The sequence below is a fragment of the Sanguibacteroides justesenii genome (assembly GCF_003204205.1).
Classification (GTDB): Bacteria; Bacteroidota; Bacteroidia; order Bacteroidales; family Marinifilaceae; genus Gabonibacter; species Gabonibacter massiliensis.
Genome location: NZ_QJPL01000004.1, coordinates 1 through 18,225 on the forward strand (window position 1 = coordinate 1; position 18,225 = coordinate 18,225).

At 40.5% G+C, this 18,225-nt stretch carries 13 protein-coding genes; 1 reads left to right on the top strand and 12 read right to left on the bottom strand.

Features of this window, described 5'->3' with window-relative positions:
- From DMB45_RS07095 to DMB45_RS07150, 12 genes are all read right to left on the bottom strand, one after another.
- Positions 1 to 329, bottom strand: a 329-nt coding sequence (locus DMB45_RS07095; protein ID WP_146216426.1) for an ATP-binding cassette domain-containing protein, incomplete at its 3' end; no start/stop codon positions are given.
- Positions 330 to 718: 389 nt separating this feature from the next.
- Positions 719 to 2,290 carry a PKD-like family lipoprotein gene (locus DMB45_RS07100; RefSeq protein ID WP_041505440.1) on the bottom strand — a complete coding sequence of 524 codons (1,572 nt, stop codon included), beginning with the start codon at positions 2,288 to 2,290 and terminating at the stop codon, positions 719 to 721.
- A 17-nt stretch (positions 2,291 to 2,307) separates the two neighbouring features.
- Positions 2,308 to 3,009, bottom strand: a complete 702-nt coding sequence (locus DMB45_RS07105) for a DUF4843 domain-containing protein (protein WP_041501979.1) — start codon at positions 3,007 to 3,009, stop codon at positions 2,308 to 2,310.
- A gap of 10 nt (positions 3,010 to 3,019) precedes the next feature.
- A complete protein-coding gene (locus DMB45_RS07110; RefSeq protein ID WP_110688603.1) occupies positions 3,020 to 4,507 on the bottom strand; it encodes a RagB/SusD family nutrient uptake outer membrane protein in 1,488 nt (495 codons plus the stop codon).
- A gap of 18 nt (positions 4,508 to 4,525) precedes the next feature.
- A complete protein-coding gene (locus tag DMB45_RS07115) occupies positions 4,526 to 7,972 on the bottom strand; it encodes a SusC/RagA family TonB-linked outer membrane protein (RefSeq protein ID WP_052634302.1) in 3,447 nt (1,148 codons plus the stop codon).
- 87 nt (positions 7,973 to 8,059) lie between these two features.
- Positions 8,060 to 9,241, bottom strand: coding sequence for a FecR family protein (locus DMB45_RS07120; RefSeq protein WP_041501981.1), 1,182 nt, complete (start codon positions 9,239 to 9,241; stop codon positions 8,060 to 8,062).
- Between the two features lie 25 nt (positions 9,242 to 9,266).
- Complete coding sequence (locus DMB45_RS07125) at positions 9,267 to 9,866, bottom strand: RNA polymerase sigma-70 factor (RefSeq protein WP_052634304.1); 600 nt, start codon at positions 9,864 to 9,866, stop codon at positions 9,267 to 9,269.
- A 256-nt stretch (positions 9,867 to 10,122) separates the two neighbouring features.
- Positions 10,123 to 12,843, bottom strand: a complete 2,721-nt coding sequence (locus DMB45_RS07130) for a hybrid sensor histidine kinase/response regulator (protein WP_041501982.1) — start codon at positions 12,841 to 12,843, stop codon at positions 10,123 to 10,125.
- Between the two features lie 41 nt (positions 12,844 to 12,884).
- Positions 12,885 to 13,721: a helix-turn-helix domain-containing protein gene (locus DMB45_RS07135; RefSeq protein ID WP_110688604.1), complete on the bottom strand. Its 837-nt coding sequence runs from the start codon at positions 13,719 to 13,721 to the stop codon at positions 12,885 to 12,887.
- Between the two features lie 277 nt (positions 13,722 to 13,998).
- The gene (locus DMB45_RS07140; protein WP_110688605.1) at positions 13,999 to 14,754 is read right to left on the bottom strand and encodes a DUF5131 family protein; all 756 of its coding nucleotides are present in this window, start codon (positions 14,752 to 14,754) and stop codon (positions 13,999 to 14,001) included.
- Positions 14,755 to 14,762: 8 nt separating this feature from the next.
- Positions 14,763 to 15,878 (bottom strand): pentapeptide repeat-containing protein, encoded by a 1,116-nt coding sequence (locus DMB45_RS07145; protein WP_160289121.1) that lies wholly within the window; start codon positions 15,876 to 15,878, stop codon positions 14,763 to 14,765.
- A gap of 62 nt (positions 15,879 to 15,940) precedes the next feature.
- Entirely contained in the window at positions 15,941 to 16,207 is a 267-nt protein-coding gene (locus DMB45_RS07150; protein ID WP_237143284.1) for a hypothetical protein, read from the bottom strand.
- A 628-nt stretch (positions 16,208 to 16,835) separates the two neighbouring features.
- Here DMB45_RS07150 and DMB45_RS07160 point away from each other — a divergent pair.
- Entirely contained in the window at positions 16,836 to 18,209 is a 1,374-nt protein-coding gene (locus tag DMB45_RS07160; protein WP_110688606.1) for an ATP-binding protein, read from the top strand.
- Positions 18,210 to 18,225 lie beyond the last annotated feature (16 nt).

Consider the following 18,225-nt stretch of genomic DNA (forward strand, 5'->3'; position numbering starts at 1 on the left):
TCCGGGACGTGACGCAAGCCCGCGCAATACTCCAGGTACTCCGTCACCGTCAAATCCGGGTGCAAGGGCGGCGTCTGGGGCAAAAAGCCGATATGGCGTTTCGCCTCTACAGGGTTCTCCCGGATACTCACTCCCTTGATATAAACGTTTCCTTCCGTCGGACGCAAGACACCGCACATGATATTCATCGTGGTCGACTTGCCCGCGCCGTTGGAACCCAACAGGCCATAAATACCGTTCTTGGTGATCTCGAAATTGATATCCCGGATCGCCCACTGGATCGTGTAACGATGAGACAAATTTTCTACTTTTACAATCGATTCTTCCATACAATAGATTTACTTTAATATATAACTCACGTGTTATTCGTCTCGAGAAAAACGATAAACTTTTCACAAAAAACCAACACAAAACCAATTATTTATTATTCAACAACTTATGCATCTTATACGACATATACTCGTAAGGCGACGTGGTAGCATCGGTACTTGTTCGTCTACCGCCTTATCCTTACCATGTGCTTGATAACGCTACTCATCCATTAACCGATCTGCCGTTCTCTCCGAAGACCAGCAATAATGCTATTAACAGGAGAGAACACTTATCGATCATCCTCATAATTATTGATTTTACACAATACACACACGACGTATAAAAACGTCCCGCATTTTAAAATTTTGGATGTGGATTTTAAATCCACATCCAAAACAAATACTCATTAATACCTGTCGAATACCAAATTATAGTATCCTCCCCATTTCCAGGAGACACTCTTAATATTCCCCAATCCAGATACCTGATGTTGAATACCGACAGCCCCCGGATCCGGAGACCCCAAAATTTCGGCATCAACGGCATTGATCAAATAAAAATACCCCTTATCCGTGGCAACACCCAACAGATAGTCTCCACCGGATGACGGACTCTCCATCAAATGGGTAATATTACCGCCATCCGGAAGAGAAGCATACAATTTCACCGCTTTCGTACTCATATCGTAGAAATACAAGCGATTGCCCTCCCCGAAATAGAGGTAAGAAGCTTTACGCAATTTCCAAAATACGGTATTATCGGAAATTTTATCGCTACCGGTAAATTCTTCTTGAGAAGCGTTCGTTACACTCAGGCTATTATACCCTCCGGATAACTTATACGTTTGCATCAAATATTTACCCGTACTCTCCTGTTTCAATATATTCACATAATTCTTTCCGTCCGTAAAATCCCCGCAATAGAGTAATTTATACCCATCCAAATTCAGGATATCGACGAAAGTGGTCGGATCAACCGGATTAATAATATCTATTTTTCCTCCCAAATAAGAGTTACCGGAATTAAAACTCGTGTAACAGGCTACAAATCTCTTGTGAAGCTGGTCGTATCCTAAAATAAAATTTGCCGCGTATACATTTATATTGAAGAATTCGGATATATCTGCCCCTCCGCCGGGGAAATAAACAGCCACATTCATAAACATCTGCTCATGTTTCATTACCGTAGAATTCGTATTCTTCCTCCAGTAAAGTTTTCCGTCGGTGCCTAACACGAAATCGCAATATCCGCCCCGGATAAATTGTTTGGTCTCGAATCCGACAGGATAAACCCCTCCGGGGAATTCATCCTTAATTTCCAATACTTTCGAGAAATCCAAACCGTTCAACACGGAGGCCCTTCCGCCTTTATAGATTATAACGACTTCATCCTCTTCATTACCGACAATATAAGCATCAGATCTTACAGGAACCTCTGAAGCCAAAGGATCATTCGGATGCAATTGAGAGTAAAGATCGATAAAATCCGTCCAATAATAAATGGTTTTATTGTCGTTATCTTTTCTGGAATCGCGGCGAACAAAATTCAAATTGGTTTTACCGTTATTCTCACTTAAGATAAACCAACCTTTCAAATAGGGAGATTGTACCGTCACCGAAGTTTGATAACGGGTAATCACCCCGGTCGCTTTTTCCGTAACATACAAATAACAAGTAAAGTTACCGCACTCCTCCGGCGTATACTCCAACACCCGGGTCTTAGCTATGGTATCGCCACCCCAAGTATGAATCCAAGTATAATCAAATGCATTTTCAGTCGTATCCCTTTCCGGATATTTCCAGGTTATTTTAGGAGTTATCTTCACGGACTCGCCTAAAACAACCGTTGTTTTTGTTTCTGCAGCGACCGTGGCAATTGTAATCTTGTTGTAATCCACAAGATCATAATTTCCCTTATCTTCATAACAAGCGGCTAATAAAGACGCCCATAATGCTATAATTATTATTCTTATTTTCATAATTCAAATCTTTAAAATTATCCACCTATCAGGTTAACGGTCATTTCCGTTCCATCATCTTCCCGAACTGTACGATTATTATCCTTCTCCCTTAACAGATAGTTTTTAAATATAATCGTGTAATAACGTAATTCATCTGCATTATCCGGATTCAAATCTGCAACACCGGTCTCCTGAATAAATAAGGTGTACTTTTTATCCGAATAGTCCCCGAGATAACTATTAGTCACGGTCGAATTCCACCAATCCGGTTTGGAAACCATATTAGTGACATAAAGGATATTTCCCAAACAATCCGTTTGCCCTAACCTGAAATGAGGCGTTGCTTCCAACTTCAAAGCCAATCGCAAAGCCTTGGTTTTAAGTTCGTTTGTTTTCTTAAACGTAACCCAACAGGTATCGATCACCTTTCCGGCCTTCATTACAAAACTGGCAGGCAAATCATAATTAGCCGTCGTAGCGTTCGTGTATTCGTCGGCCACTGTAATCTTATAATTCCGATCCTGTGTGGAGGGCTTACCTATAACCTCGACAACCACGGGAAAACGCAATTGATTATCGTTCGGGTAAGCTAAAAAAGAACATGTCGAAGAATCAGTAAGGCGCTTGACAAACTGAATATAATCGCCGGAATCGTATAACATGATATCATCCCTGTTACAAGAGAGAGTCATCCCAAAACAAACGACTACAAGTAATAACGTGTATATTTTTTTCATAATTTCTGCATTAGAATTGATAATCTGTTTCACTTTGCGGTAATGGGATCGTCCATTTCTCCGAACTCATCTTTATATTCTCTTCTCCGTTGAAGATATCCCGGTTCAACCGTTTAAACATATAGAAGGTCTGCCCCATGGTCAAGGTTTCCCGGATAATATCCGTCACTAACCTCTCTTTCAGTTGGTCGGCAGCTATCGTTTCTGGAATAGTCGTTTTAGCCCCTCTTTTTTGTCTGATCGTATTCAGCAATCCGACAGCTTCGGTAATCTGATTTTTATTGATCATACACTCGATCAGGATATGATACATCTCCGGGAAACTGATAATCGGAAGATAGGGACCTTGATTCTCAGCGGTAGAAGTAGCCGTATAAGAAGTCCCGGCAGGTCTGATCCAGGTCAGATACCTTTGATAACCATACCGATTGTAATATCCGACTAACCGATAATCATCCTCATCTCCTTTGAACAATTCTGTCATATTTTTCATACGAAAAGCATAATTACTCGTTTCGATCGTACTCTCCCAATTATCATAATTATTATTGTTGGAGAAAGCCATAAAGATCTCGTCCGGTTTTTTCGGGTAAACATAATCTTTATCCGTTATCAACCCTAAATAAGAAGCGGAGGTCCATTTAAACCAGTTCCGTTGATGGAAACGATAACAAATCCACGCATTTTTATAAGCATTATCCTGGTCTCCCAGGTACAAGTACATACGTGCCAACAATGCCGTAGCTCCCCAATAATTCATCCGATGACCGCGATAGCTGAAAAAGTCGTTAGGCGGTGCACTCGACCAGGAATTGGAGTGACGTAATCGGGCGGATGTCGATTTACACCACGACACGCAAAAAACAGTATCCACCTTAGTTAAAAGGGCCTTGGCTCGTTCCATATCCTCGATGATCAAAGTCTCCACCTCTTCGGCCGTCTTGTGCACCGGTTGATGATCGGGATAAGTAGTCACGTAAGGAATCGTGGTTCCGGCATAATTCGTAACAGGTGCCGGTGCAAAAAGACGATAGATATCGAAATGCAACATGGCGCGGACACCATACATTTCTCCTAATATCATATCTTTTTCGATACTTCCCAACTCGAAGAAGGTGGTATCTTTCCCTTCCACGTGTTGAATGATGTCATTGCATGCCGCAATGGTATTATAAGCCTTACTCCAGATTTGCTCCGTTACAGTTTCTGCATTTTCCCAATCAAATTGAGCCGCATAATATAAAGAGGTCGGCAGATAAGTAGTACTACTGGTTTGATAATTGTGCCCGATAGCACTGGCAAATCCCCATGTTAAATTCTTACCGTACAAATCGGTAGAAGACAATGACTTGTAAACACCGTTTACCGCCATTCTCACTCCTGTAATATCCGAGTACAAATCCTCTTCGACAAGTTCCGTATCGGATGTTACATCCAAGAAATCATTACAGGAGCTCAACACCCCGAGTAATAGTATAAAAATCCATATTCTTTTCATAATCTCTCTTTGTTAGCATTAAAAACTGGCATTCAACGTGAAGGTAAAGGTGCGAGCAAAAGGATAGGACAATCCCATCTCCTGCTTTATCGTAGAGAACGTCTTTATATCTTTCATGTTAAATTGTAATCTTAACATACTGAAACCAATCCTGTTAATCAAAGTCGGGTTAAAGTCATAAGCTAAAGATAAAGAGTTGAAAGTCACATAATTGTTTTTTTGCACGAACCGGGAAGTGGCACGCGTCACGTAATACCGATCCTGAATAGCTTTCAACGGGGTCACGTCGCCCACCTCTTGCCATCTATCCGTCCATACGCGCCGGTCCGCATTATAATCATTCAAATTCACGTTTTCAACATTATTGACTAAGGTCTGGTTGTATTTATCTCCACCCCATTCATACAAAAATGTAGTATACAAAGTGAATCGCTGATAACGGACATTCACCCCGAATGCTCCTTGAGCAGTAGGCTCTTCGTCTCCAATGACCTGCTGTTCTTGGGGACTCCAGTCGTAAGTGATGGTACCGTCTCGCTTTTGATAAATTTCTTTACCGTTTGCCGGGTTAATACCCAAAGATTTCATTCCGTAGATAGCTGTTAAAGAGGCTCCTTCTTCATATTTCAAAAGAGGCTTGGCATACTCCTTATTGCTATTACTTAACTGCAATACCCATGAACCCGTATAGTTATCATGATTATACCCCTCGTAATAATCGTTCACCCGTTCGTTATACTGTTTCAGGTAATCTGAAATTTTGGTAATCCTATTTTCATTATGTGATAAATTTGCAAAAAGATTCACATCCAAGTTTTTCGAAGAATAAGCACGTAAATTCAATATAACATCGACTCCCTTGTTTTGAATTTCTCCCATGTTATCCATATAAGTCTTAAACCCGGAAGAAGAAGGAAGCGAAACCTCGGTAATACCGTCTTTGGTTGTTTTGTTATAATAATCGATATCGAATTGAATCCGGTCATTCCATAAGCCGATCTCTGCACCGATACTCCATGAAAGCGTTCTTTCCCATGTCAGATCTTTATTACCCATTGCCATCGGAGCCGCACCGATTCCGGTCGGATACCAGTCATCCAACATGACGTCCCAAACATTTTTCGCCATATAGGGCTGGAAATTAGCCTTACCGGTCTCTCCCACGTTTCCTTTCAATTTCAACAAGGAGACAAAGTCAAGCCGCTTCATGAAATCGTAATTGTGCATGTTTACTCCGGCTCCGGCTGACCAGAAAGGAGCCCATTTACGATCCGCCCCGAATTCGGAGGATCCGTCGAAACGATAAGATCCGTCCAAAAGGTAAATATTATCGTAACTGTAATTGAACGTGGCGAAACCACCTAACAATCGTGTCTCGTTATCCGAAAAAGACGGTTTCGTAACGATCTCATAAGCATAAGCAGGTTCGTGCCGCTCAGCATCCGGAAAACCTCTGTAATGAGATCTCGCATACTCGTCATGAGTCGTACGAAGATTGATTCCCATACTGAAATTTATATTGTGTTTTCCGAAAGATCTGTTATAGGCACCGAATAAATTCAAGTTTAACGTATTGGTATTGGTCTCCGACAGATACAAATCCCCTTTCGTGAAAAGATCTCCCCTGCTATAAGTCCCGGAAAGGGGATCCGTGAAGGAAGAGGTATTAGCTTCTTTGAGGGTAAGCGCCAACTGTCCCTTAATTAACAAATAATCATTGATATACCAGTTTAAAGAAAGATTATTGGTCCACTCTTTATAACCGTTTTTGCTAAAATTACCCAACATAGCCTCATACAAGGGATTCTTGGAACTACCGCCGTAATTTCCCCACTGAGTCGTATTCTGAAGCATCTCTCCGGTCTCTTCATCGGCCCACAAATCATAGGGTTGTTTACTGGTATAATCCCTGAAGCTACCGTAAGGAGAATCTTTTGCCTTCACCACGTCATAATTGATTTGATTCTTTATTTGCAAACCTTTGTAACGATAGTCCAACGTCAACCCGGCTCCGACACGATCCCGATAGGATTCCTTCATAACTCCGTTTTGTTTATCGTAACGCAATTCGACACCGAAACGGATACTCTCGGTACCGCCCTCTACATACACGCTGTGTTTATGATTCACCTCCGTGGTCAACGGCTGAGATAACCAATAGTTATCGATACCCCGTAAAATCCGATTTCTTTTCTCTATATAATATCCCATTAAAGAGTTCAATTCGGACTCTTCACTCACAGAACCCAAATTCTGTAACCTCGGTTGAAACAATCCGGCAGCCCACTCTGCAGCCAATTTTTCCTCCGCATTCATCAGATCGTAACTGCTCAAATCCGGAGCAGTGATATCCAAATTTCCGTTGTAAGAGATACGCAGTTCCCCGGGAGCGGGAGGAACCGTCTCGATTACAATTACTCCGTTAGCCGCACGAGAACCGTAAATTGCGGTAGCAGCTGCATCCTTCAAAATATTGATATCCTTAATCCTGTTCAAATCGAGGTCATACACTTTTTCCACGCTCACCTCAAATCCATCCAAAATAAAGATAGGCAAGTTCGGATTCGTAGACAACGCAAACTCGGAAACATCCCCGGCTTGCAATTGATCCAACTCCTTCACTTGAGAGATCCCGGAGCGCCCCCGTACGTAAAATTCCGGCAACGTGTTCGGATCGGATCCCATCTCGTTGTTTTTTACTATTCTCAGAGAAGGATCAAATACCTGAAGCAAATCCATCACGTTACTGGTTCCCACCTTCATCAGTTCCTCTCTCTTTACTTGAGTGACAGAACCGGTAAAACTGGATTTCTTCACGTTCGCGTAACCCGTTACAATAACATCCTCCAACTTCACATCCTCCTCCTTCATCACGACATTGATCGTATCTTTCCCCGCGTACTTAATCTCCTGAGTTTCCATTCCGATAAAAGAAAAAACCAATGAAAAATCCTTCATCTCAGGCAAAGTCAACACGTAATTTCCATCGGCAGTCGTGGATACTCCCAAAGTTGTCCCTTTTACCACAACCGTTACACCGGGAATAGGATTTTTCTTTTCATCCGTTACTTTTCCCCGAATTCTAATTTGCTTCTCTGCAGTCGCTTGTACACTCTCTCGAGAGACAACAACCACCTGTTCACCCGAAATTTTATAGGTATATTTCGTCCCTTCAAATACCTTATCCAATACCTTGTCTAAGGTTTCATTCGTTACCGAGACCGAAATTTTTCCTAATGCTTTTTCTTGCTCATCGTTATAAAAAAATTTGTAAGAGGTCTGTTTCTTTATTTCCTGAAACAACATGGAAAGAGAAACATCTTTCAAATTCAAGGTCACCCGCTGTGGTTCGATCGGATTACTTTTGGCCGAAAAGCACAATAAATTTGTCCATAGAAAGGTCAACAAAAATATCCAAAAGACATTTTTTACTGACGCGGACAGAGAATACCGCTTTTTTTTCATAATTTTGTAAAGTTAAGTTTATATTAAAAACACGCTTAACATTAGGAGTATCTAAAAAGTGTTGGCGCACGACGGATACTCCTTTTGTTACCTTCTCAATAAAATTCTACCTTCTTCCATAGAATAAGAAATATTTAGATTTACACAAATAGTCTCAATAGCATGTTGGACATTCTCCCGGTCAAATTCTCCGCTAAACGATTGGGTAAAAACAATTCCGGTATTATTTTGAATATCTATACCATACCAACGTTCCAATTTTCGGACAAGATTATCAAACGATTCGTTATCGATCACTAAAATACCATCCTTCCATTGTACCCTATTAGCGGCATCCACCTTCCGAATCTCGAACTTGCCACTATTCGTATGAAAAAGGAATTCCTGGTCGGGATAAATCGTTTCAATACAATTACCCGCATATACCCTCACACACCCCTCCACGAGAGTTGTACTCACCTCATCCTTATCCCCGTATGTATTGACTTCAAAAGAGGTTCCCAACACTTCGGTTTTCATCTCTTGCGCCACGACAACAAAGGGACGCATCGAATCTTTTACCACCTCAAAATAGAGATTGCCCCGAACCTCAACCTCCCGGTTCCCGTTGCTGAAACAAACCGGATAACGCAACGAGCTCTCCGAATTGAGCCACACTTTCGTCCCGTCCGACAACTGTACAAAAAAACGCTCTCCCGCACGCACGCTAATCTCATGATAGATCAATTCGGCAGAATCAGCAAATACCGAAGAGTCCTGCATCTCATACACGATTCTTCTTTGATTTATTTTATAAAGCTGGGCAGATGTCCCTACTTCTTTTACCACTAACAAAGAATCCTGGGTCATGTCGATCTCCCTCCCGTCGGATAAGGTCAGGACAACCGCTTTATCCCGTCCGACCTTCACCATCTCCTTCGGCATCGTATCTCTATGCAACCAAACAAACGCAACGATACCTATCAAGCCGATCACGATCACCGATGCCACCTGCCATAACACCCGCTTTAGCCGTCGATCACGCCGCAAAGATTTTTCCATGAAAAGACGATAATCCTCTAATCCGGTCTCTAATAATCTCCGGTCGGCATGTATCCCCGAAGTCAAATGCCATACTTTTTTAAATTTTTCGAAATATTCCCGGTTTTCACCCTCGTTTATCCATTGGAAAAAATAAATGATTTCCTCCCGATCCGCTCGATTCGATAATACACGAGCCAGCAATTGATCTATATTGAAGTTTGGGAATTCCATCTTTTTTGTCTTCATATCCCAAAGACAGTTAAAAATGATTTTACCCCCAAGGGAAAAAAGAAAAAAACAAAATCATCTGCAGGACCCCATCCAGCTCATCTCTTAACTTACTCAACGCTATAGACATATGACGTTCCACGGTTTTCTCGGAAATAGTCAACCGCTCGGCAATTTCCCTGTTCTTCAACCCTTCCACTTTACTCAATAAAAATACTTCCCGGCATCTCTCCGGTAAAGAGTCTATCGCATCCTGTAAAGCCCGGCCGATATCGGACTGCCACAATTCTATCTCAGCCTCAGGCGATTGTATAATAGTAGAAAAATAGAAATCCGACAATTGTTCTTGCTCGTACTTTCTGACATTTTTTTCGTGAGCCAACGTATTCAGGCTACCGTAATAAACCGATTTAAAAAGGTAGGCCTTAACGGAAAGAGTAATTGACAATACAGCCCGTCCTTCCCAGACCTTATAAAAGACCTGCTGAACAACATCCCGGGCCGTCTCCATATTATTTAACAAACGATCAGCATAATTTAATAACGCATCGAAATACGTGGTGTAGATATACACAAAAGCAGAAATCGTACCCCTTTTCAAAGAACGTTGCAGTTCCTTATCGTCCGAATAATTGTTAATCATCCAAATAATTATAACGTGAATTCACATTTAACACACAAATAACCTTTGAGCTGACCCTTTTGTTTTCTTTTCCAAAAAAATAATTTCGGATTGAAAATTCAAAAATAAATATATATTATAAATATTCAAAGGATGCCATATAAAAAAGTAGGGTCATGAATAACCCTACTTAGAAATAAATGAATAAGCTCAGTAAAAACAATTAGAAATTGTTAATTATTTCCAGCTTTTTCTCCATTAACTTGTATATCACCACTTACCATTTTTTAGAAAATAGTTCAAGCAACTGATTCCTTTTCACGGGTTTTGCAAGAAAGGCACTACATCCCGCTTCAATAGCACTAACACGATCGGAATCAAAAGCGTTAGCCGTAAGAGCCACAATCGGAATTTCGGTATTGAATTCGCGTATTTTGCGTGTTGCTTCCAAACCTCCCATGATCGGCATCTTTAAATCCATAAAAACAAGATCAAACTTCTCATCGATGATTTTCTTTACGGCATCTACACCATTCAACACCCGGGTAAGAGTATAATCTTTAAGGATACGTTCCACCAACAAATAGTTACCGTCATTGTCTTCAGCAACTAAGATTTTCAACTCTTTTTCATCGCCCGTATTAAGAATGGATCGTTGTCCTGTAAGCTGTCGATCTGTCCAATCGGTATTTTCCCGTATCTCGATCTCGCATGGCAACCAAGCCCAAAATGTCGATCCGACCCCATACTCGGAAGTAAATCCCACTTCTCCACCCGCAGCCTCGACAATAGCACGGGATATGGCCAATCCTAACCCCGTCCCCTGGGCAAACTCATTCAGTTTTTGAAAACGACAAAATACCCGGTCCTGCAATTCCTTTGAAATACCCGCACCCGTATCTTCAACATATATACGAACACCTCCCCTTTCGACAGAATATCCCATCTTTATGTACCCTGATCTGGTACATTTGACCGCATTGGTCAAATAATTCATCCAGACCTGTTTCAAACGGTTTCGATCTAAAAAAACCTGACATTCCGGTCCCTTATCCATCCGGAATTCGACATTCGGATTAGTAATCTTCGACTGGATCATCAGATATAATTCATTACACACCTTCGCCAAATCGAACCTCTCTCTTTTACGCTCGAGGATACCGGACTCGATTTTCGAAAGATCCAAGATATCGTTAATCAACCGCAATAACAATTCATTGTTGGAGTCGATTATACTCATATATTCCTCTTTTTCGGCTGGGTCATCACAACTCACCATCAATTCGGAAAATCCGACGATAGCATTCAAAGGTGTACGTATTTCATGACTCATATTGGCTAAAAAGGCGGATTTAAGCCGATCGGAAAGCTCTGCTTTTTCTTTCATCTCCACTAATTCCCGAGTCATTTTTTCCCATTTCGTATTATTGAAAGCAATACCGGTATAACGGGTTATACGCCCTTTTTTATTCTTTTCAACAGGGATACCGGTAATAATAAGAGTCTGCCACTCCTGATCCCATTTGGTTTTGGAACGGTATTGGAAACTGAATTCTTTATCGATTCGTTGAAGCATACTTTCAATATTCTTTTTCACACGCTCCATATCATCCGGATGGGACGCATTCACATAGTCTTCCGGCCAAATTACCTTATCCGGGTGAAAATCGTTGACCGGATCATTAAACGCACGGTATTGTTTACTCTCCACATCGAAATCCCAGTAAGACATACCCACCGTTTTAAACGTCAATTCCATTTTATAATTCCGTTCCTTCAACTCTTCGTTCAAATGGTGAAGTTTCGAAATATTTTGCCGGAATCCGGTAAACCGGATAACCTCACCACTCTCACCATACTCGAAAGGTACCCCTATAATGTTACAATACTGCCACGAATCATCATGTTTCGTTTGCATACGACATGTAAAATTGATATTGAGCTCCTTACCCAACGACATGGATTGTATGGCATCGTAGGCCAATGACTGGTCTTCGGGATGAATTACGTTCAAATACTCCGCAATCGTCAATAGCTTGTCGGAAGCATAATCGTTAACAGGATCGTTATAAGATTCGAATTTCTGAATCCGCACATCGAAATCCCAATGAACGATATTACTAACCCGCATAGCCAATTCCCGTTTTGCAATCAAGCCTTCCGTCCGTTTAGCCATTTGTATTCTTTCCGTCGCATCGAGTTGAGTACCCACGATAAGTAATTTACCCCGGAGCTCGGAGGAAAGCCGCATCCGGCTCTCGTAATGGCGATATTGCCGCTTCCGTTTATGATAGAAACGCAAAGTTATCTGTCCATATAAAATCTCCCGGTTTATCAATTGTCTGAAAAGCTGCTCCAACGGCATACGGTCTTGAGGGTGCAATATCTTTTGTAACTCTTCCAACGACATGGCATCCTCAACTATCGTATCTCCATGCAAGGGACTAAAAACTTCCCTCTGTACATCGTATACCCAAGAAGACATATGGGCGGCATCCATGGCCATCTCCAAATTCTTTTTACTCTCCTCGGTACGGAACTCAGCCTCCTTCGTTGCCGTTACATCATTGGTAAGCAACATATGCCCGAGAATAGTTCCTTTTTTATTCCGGATGGCGACCACCTTAACTTCGTAAATAATCGTATTTTTATTACGGGTCGAGAAATATTCCCTGTTCACCCGGTCGAAATCATACTCGAACTCCAGCACGATATCCTCTCCCGACCGAATCCTCATCTTAAGTTGTTCATCGACATAGGGACTGTCGAAAAGATTGACCTTGCCTATCACCGCGCGTAAGTCATCGATTCCGTACATATGTTGTGCCCGATAGTTGATACCACGCAAAACACCCTTTACATCATAAATTTCAACCCCCATCGGCAAATGGACATAAACGCTCTCCGGGAACAGGATTTGTTCCGTCAGTAATTCGGAGAACTCTATTTCTAAAGACTTTTCCTCTTTTTCGACAGGGATCATTTCGTTTTGTTTCATGTTATAATCTTTTTAACTATATCATGTCGCCTATTTCTCGTTTAGCGTATGACATGGACAGTACGTCGGTATTCCGACGGGGACATACCCGTATGCTGACGAAAAAAACGACTTAACGAAGATTGGTTGGAAAATCCGGTCTTTCCGACTACATCTTTTATTCCAAAGTTCGGATTTCTGAGTAACATCTTTATTTCAACAATCACATAATCTGCTATCACCTTATAAGGAGACTGACCGTTCATCTCCTGAACGACCTTAGTCAGGTACACAGGAGATATACACAACTTATCAGCATAAAAGGCAATCTCCCGGTGTAAACTACAATGTTCGGAAACCAACATGCCAAACTTAAAGGCAATATTCTCCTTATTGGAATTCAGAGGAGGATTCTTGCTATCGCTCGTCCTCCTTTGAAAGTATACATAAAAATCCCAATAGTAGATTCTCAGCAAATGCAAAATCGTCTCCCGGCAAAAAACAGGATCGTCATTGCGACCTCTGAAAGCAAGTACATGGCAAAAACCGAGGAATCGTTGGGTCTCCCCATCATTTAAAGCGTACACAAAATTTTTCCGCATATAAAAGAAAAAGTCAGGAGTTATTTTACCCAAACCACTCATTATATCTAAAAACATGACTTTATCGACTTTAAAAAAGGTCATGGAAAAGTCGTCGCTGACCTGGTGGATCGATGCCAATTGCAACGGTAAAATCGTCACAATATCATTTTTGGATATTTGGCGACGCACCGAAAAAACCTCTATTATCGCTGTGCCCGCAGTACAAATCCCGCCGAATCCCTCCTTCAAGTATGCTTCGTGTTCATTTACGGGAAGAAATGAAATATCGGTATATATATGAAAGATATCACTCATTCAATCTGTTATCGTCCTTTTGTAATTTAGTAAACGCCACAAATGTACAACATCCATATGTTAATTATAGGTCTTGCAATCGAGATTGAACGCGAATAATTAATTTCAGTATCAAAACCAAAGAATCGACCCAACATACCCCCTGCAATATCAAAACCTGAAAAACAATTATGAAACCAGAAGTATAAAATAGTCAACTTAGAATTGACGAAACCAATAATACATAGAAGCTATTCTCTCCACAAACTATACTGGAAAGAATAATTGCAACAAAGCTTTATAATATCGGCTTATAATCCTTACCGATTCTATAATTTATATTTGCCTTATAGGCTTGGGCAATCTGGTATCCACGTTTTATACGATAGAGTTTTCCATCTTTAAGCAATTTTGCCCCGGTTTGATGAAACCGAAAAGGCACATCTTTATTTATACATTGCTCGCGTAAATCCAATATCCAGTCATAATCGCATACACGAGCCTGAACTCCCGATTCTCCGCTAACAGAAACCTCCTCGACAGTATTATCAAGATACGACGACAGTTCTATTCGTTCCAACAAAGGCGCAACAATAATCGCCTTATGTTTTATGGAAAGAGCCTTAAATATCGGTAGACGATAATCTGCCATGGCCTGATTTTCAACGGTGCATCCCACGATCACATTGTCATATCCATCCCCCCAATCCTCAGGTATACACGCGGAAAATCGATCGATACGCTTGGTAAAGAAAAAGAAAACCAAATCGGAACGCTCCCGAATCATTGCCCATGCCTCCGCACGCCACTCGTCAGCATCTTTAAGAAAAAAATCAGAAGTAAAACAGGTAAAAACAACTGTCCCCGGAGTTATCTTATAGCTTTTATCCCGTTTACACTTTAACGGCAGATTGAAATCAGTATTTTTATGTACCTTACTACTATCTACTTCAGTCCCGTACATTTCGTCCTGGCGATAAACGTAACAATACTTACACCCGAGACTGATCTTCGTACAACCGTGCCATGGATTCCAATTCGCGTATTTTATCATTCGATAAATTAAAATTTACTGAGCCAATAGATAAATTGACTATTTTGATCTATTTCCCTGCAATCTATTTTGGAAGAAATGGTTGCCACAAAACATTCGCTAAGATTAGTGTCAAAAGCACCAGTATTTATATCGTCGTCTTTTACGAGTAAAATAGGGATTCCTTTCATAAGTCCCATTCCAATTTCTATATCATTCCAAGGAGTCGGTAACCATTTGTTTTTCCATAATTCACAATCTTTCAGACCAGGTCGATATAATGCTTCCATTACATTAATCTGTTTTAATCCGAATACAATCATTGCTGATGACTTTTGAACAGATTGACGGACTTTATTGAATTGACCGAATTTGGAATATTCTCCTTTTTCATAAGGAAAAACCTCTACCCCCTTACTCTTAAGAAGTTTCTCGTATTCTTTGATAAGTATTGCATCTTCATTGCTTAAAGAACTTGGTACACTAAAAAACACACTTTTGGAAGAGTCTGCCGCCTTCATCACGAATGGTTTCGAATCAGAATATATTCCATCAACAAGGAATTGCCTGATCTCATCAGGAATATTTACAGCCTCATTGAAATCCGCCTGATACAGAATCACATTCTTAAAAAAAGTATTCGTCAAATCCGCTCCGCGAAAATTCGCTTTTGTAAAATTCGATTCTTTTATCCGACAACCGGATAAAATAGCATTGTAAAAGACTGCTTCTTCACCATCTATATTCTCTAATAATGAAAATGATAAATCGGCTAAATACATATCGGTCCTGTTCAGAACGATCCGGAATTCCTTATTACCCAAGTATAAATCTTGCATATTCGTTTTTTGCAAATCGATTTTACTCAGATCCTTAGCGTAAGCTAAACCATCCCCTAACGTTTTCTGCAAAATACCAGATGGCAATGTCCTTAATAAAGCAGATATCACGTTGATTACTTCTTCATGGAAATAGGATGAATTTTTTGTTTTAACATTAAGAAACCGCCGTAAAAGAATAGCAGCCGATAATTGAGAAGATAAATTATTTGAAGACAATTGAGATACGGTAGCGTTAAATTCGTCTTTATATTCTTTCTCCTTCTCTCTATTATTTCGTATATCAAAAAATTTAAAAATAAACATAATGACAGCCGCCAATATGGTTGCAGCAATCACAATACCCTCCAAATGATCAATTATATCTATCATAAATTATTAAACATTATTGATACAAAGATAGAAAACAAAACGTTATAAAAAGCAAAAAGAGAGAAATAGGCCACGACTAAAACCAATTCACGCTTTACTGGCAACAAAGTAGGCTCAATGGTCTTACTGAGTACTGGAAGAATCTCTTTTTTGATTATATCCTCTTCTAACTCATTAGCCTTTTTAGCAAGGTTTTCATTTACAGGAAGTCCCTCTTTACGAAGGGCTTCCATTGCTCTATATAAATCGCTTAATCGTGACATAGTACTTATTTCTACATTTTTACAGTTAATTCGGATGATTTAAGTTGACTACATAATCATAGTCATTTGGAAAACGCCATTATTAAATCAAGTATTTCATAAAAATCTATTTCTATCTCTGATCCATTATTCTTTAGCCATTCTTTTGCATCAGCATATGATGGAACTAGAATTGCTACTATATTCCAAAATGCGGTATCAAAGAAGACAAATTGGGAAAAGCCTTGCAGGATTTGAATTTGAAGATAAGAGAACGCACCTCAAAAAAGGAGTAGGCGATGAAAAAACTGTATGTATATGCTGATTTTGACTGGTTGAAGGAGGTAGAACTCATTGGCGAGTTGGGCTAGTCAACTAATGCGTCACCGTGACATTCGGGTTAACCGTGAATTTGTGTCACAGTAGAAATATGATGGAAAAATATGGATAAAAACCGTTATCTCCAAATAGCAACTGGAAAGCGTTAAAATACAAAAATTATTGATATACATCGACTTTATTCTAAAATAGCTATGATTGGTTGCGGCTGTTTCTAAACCATCACTTACCATATAGAAAAACACTTGGCTTGAAATTTTGTATTATGCTACAAAATCATTATGTTTGCAATGCATAATTAATATTGGATATGAACTTCGTTGATAGAATAGAAGAAATAGCACGACTGAGGGACGCTCTTTCAAAAGAGAAGTCCTCGTTGGTCGTAGTGTACGGTCGCAGACGGTTGGGTAAGTCAACACTTATCAAAAGGGTGTTGTCGGACAGTGATGTATATTTCCTTGCCGACCGTTCCGAAGGGCAACATCAAAGAACTTTGCTTGCAAAGGTGGTAGCACAAATATTTCCTGATTTTGATAAGCTGACTTATCCGGATTGGGAATCTCTGTTTCGTGCGGTCAATTATCGCACAGACAAGCGTTTCACGTTATGCCTGGATGAATTTCCATATCTTGTGGAGCAATCCCTGGAACTGCCGTCAGTGTTGCAGAAACTAGTTGATGAAAAACAGTTGAAGTATAATCTTGTACTTTGTGGTTCATCGCAAAATATGATGTATGGACTGTTTCTTGATTCTACGGCACCACTCTATGGCCGTGCTGATGAGATTATGAGACTTACGCCGATACACTTGCCGTATATTCAGGAGGCTTTGAACCTTGAAGCTGTGGGTGCCGTTGAAGAGTATGCTGTATGGGGCGGTGTGCCTCGTTACTGGGAACTGCGAGAAAACAGAAACTCGCTTGATGATGCCCTGTGGCGCAATATACTTTCTGTGAATGGAACACTTTACGAAGAACCGGTAAAACTTTTTCAGGATGATGTGAAGGATATTGTCAAGACTTCTACAATCATGTCCTATATCGGTTCTGGTGCAAATCGTCTTTCTGAGATTGCTGCCAGATGTAATGAGCCTGCAACTAATCTGTCACGTCCATTGAAGAAACTTATCGATCTCGGTTTTTTGGAGAAAGATGTTCCGTTCGGAATTGACGAAAAGAATGCGAAAAAGAGCCTATATAAGATCGCAGACCCTTTTATGGCATTCTACTATCAGTTTGTCGTGCCTAACCGTTCGTTCATCGAGCTTGGCCGTCGTTTGCCATTAGAACAGGCATTGGCAGCCCATTTCTCGGAGTATGTGAGTATGCATTGGGAAAAACTATGCAGGGATGCTGTAACGGGAAATATGGTCAATGGAGTGGTTTATGGCAAGGCAAAACGCTGGTGGGGTTCTGTTCTCAATGAGGATAAGAAGCCTGAACAAGTGGAGTTTGATGTAATGGCCGAATCGCTTGATAAAAAATATTTGTTAGTTGGTGAGTGCAAATGGACAAATCAGGAGAATGGTAAACAGTTAACAACTGAACTTCTCCGCAAGGCTAATTTATTGCCGTTTGCCAAGAATTATACCATCGTTCCGATGTTGCTCCTTAAGAATGCTCCGAAAGATGATTCCGAGAATGTGATGTTGCCGGAAAATGTTGTTGAGTTGATGAATTAGAATTGATTAAATTATA

Bases quoted from the DNA above. Each gene is read 5' to 3' on its own strand.
- DMB45_RS07150 (WP_237143284.1), bottom strand. From the start codon at position 16,207: ATGTCACGATTAAGCGATTTATATAGAGCAATGGAAGCCCTTCGTAAA.
- DMB45_RS07160 (WP_110688606.1), top strand. From the start codon at position 16,836: ATGAACTTCGTTGATAGAATAGAAGAAATAGCACGACTGAGGGACGCT.
- DMB45_RS07130 (WP_041501982.1), bottom strand. From the start codon at position 12,843: ATGAAACAAAACGAAATGATCCCTGTCGAAAAAGAGGAAAAGTCTTTA.
- DMB45_RS07125 (WP_052634304.1), bottom strand. From the start codon at position 9,866: ATGATTAACAATTATTCGGACGATAAGGAACTGCAACGTTCTTTGAAA.
- DMB45_RS07135 (WP_110688604.1), bottom strand. From the start codon at position 13,721: ATGAGTGATATCTTTCATATATATACCGATATTTCATTTCTTCCCGTA.
- DMB45_RS07100 (WP_041505440.1), bottom strand. From the start codon at position 2,290: ATGAAAATAAGAATAATAATTATAGCATTATGGGCGTCTTTATTAGCC.
- DMB45_RS07105 (WP_041501979.1), bottom strand. From the start codon at position 3,009: ATGAAAAAAATATACACGTTATTACTTGTAGTCGTTTGTTTTGGGATG.
- DMB45_RS07120 (WP_041501981.1), bottom strand. From the start codon at position 9,241: ATGAAGACAAAAAAGATGGAATTCCCAAACTTCAATATAGATCAATTG.
- DMB45_RS07110 (WP_110688603.1), bottom strand. From the start codon at position 4,507: ATGAAAAGAATATGGATTTTTATACTATTACTCGGGGTGTTGAGCTCC.
- DMB45_RS07145 (WP_160289121.1), bottom strand. From the start codon at position 15,878: ATGTTTATTTTTAAATTTTTTGATATACGAAATAATAGAGAGAAGGAG.
- DMB45_RS07115 (WP_052634302.1), bottom strand. From the start codon at position 7,972: ATGAAAAAAAAGCGGTATTCTCTGTCCGCGTCAGTAAAAAATGTCTTT.
- DMB45_RS07140 (WP_110688605.1), bottom strand. From the start codon at position 14,754: ATGATAAAATACGCGAATTGGAATCCATGGCACGGTTGTACGAAGATC.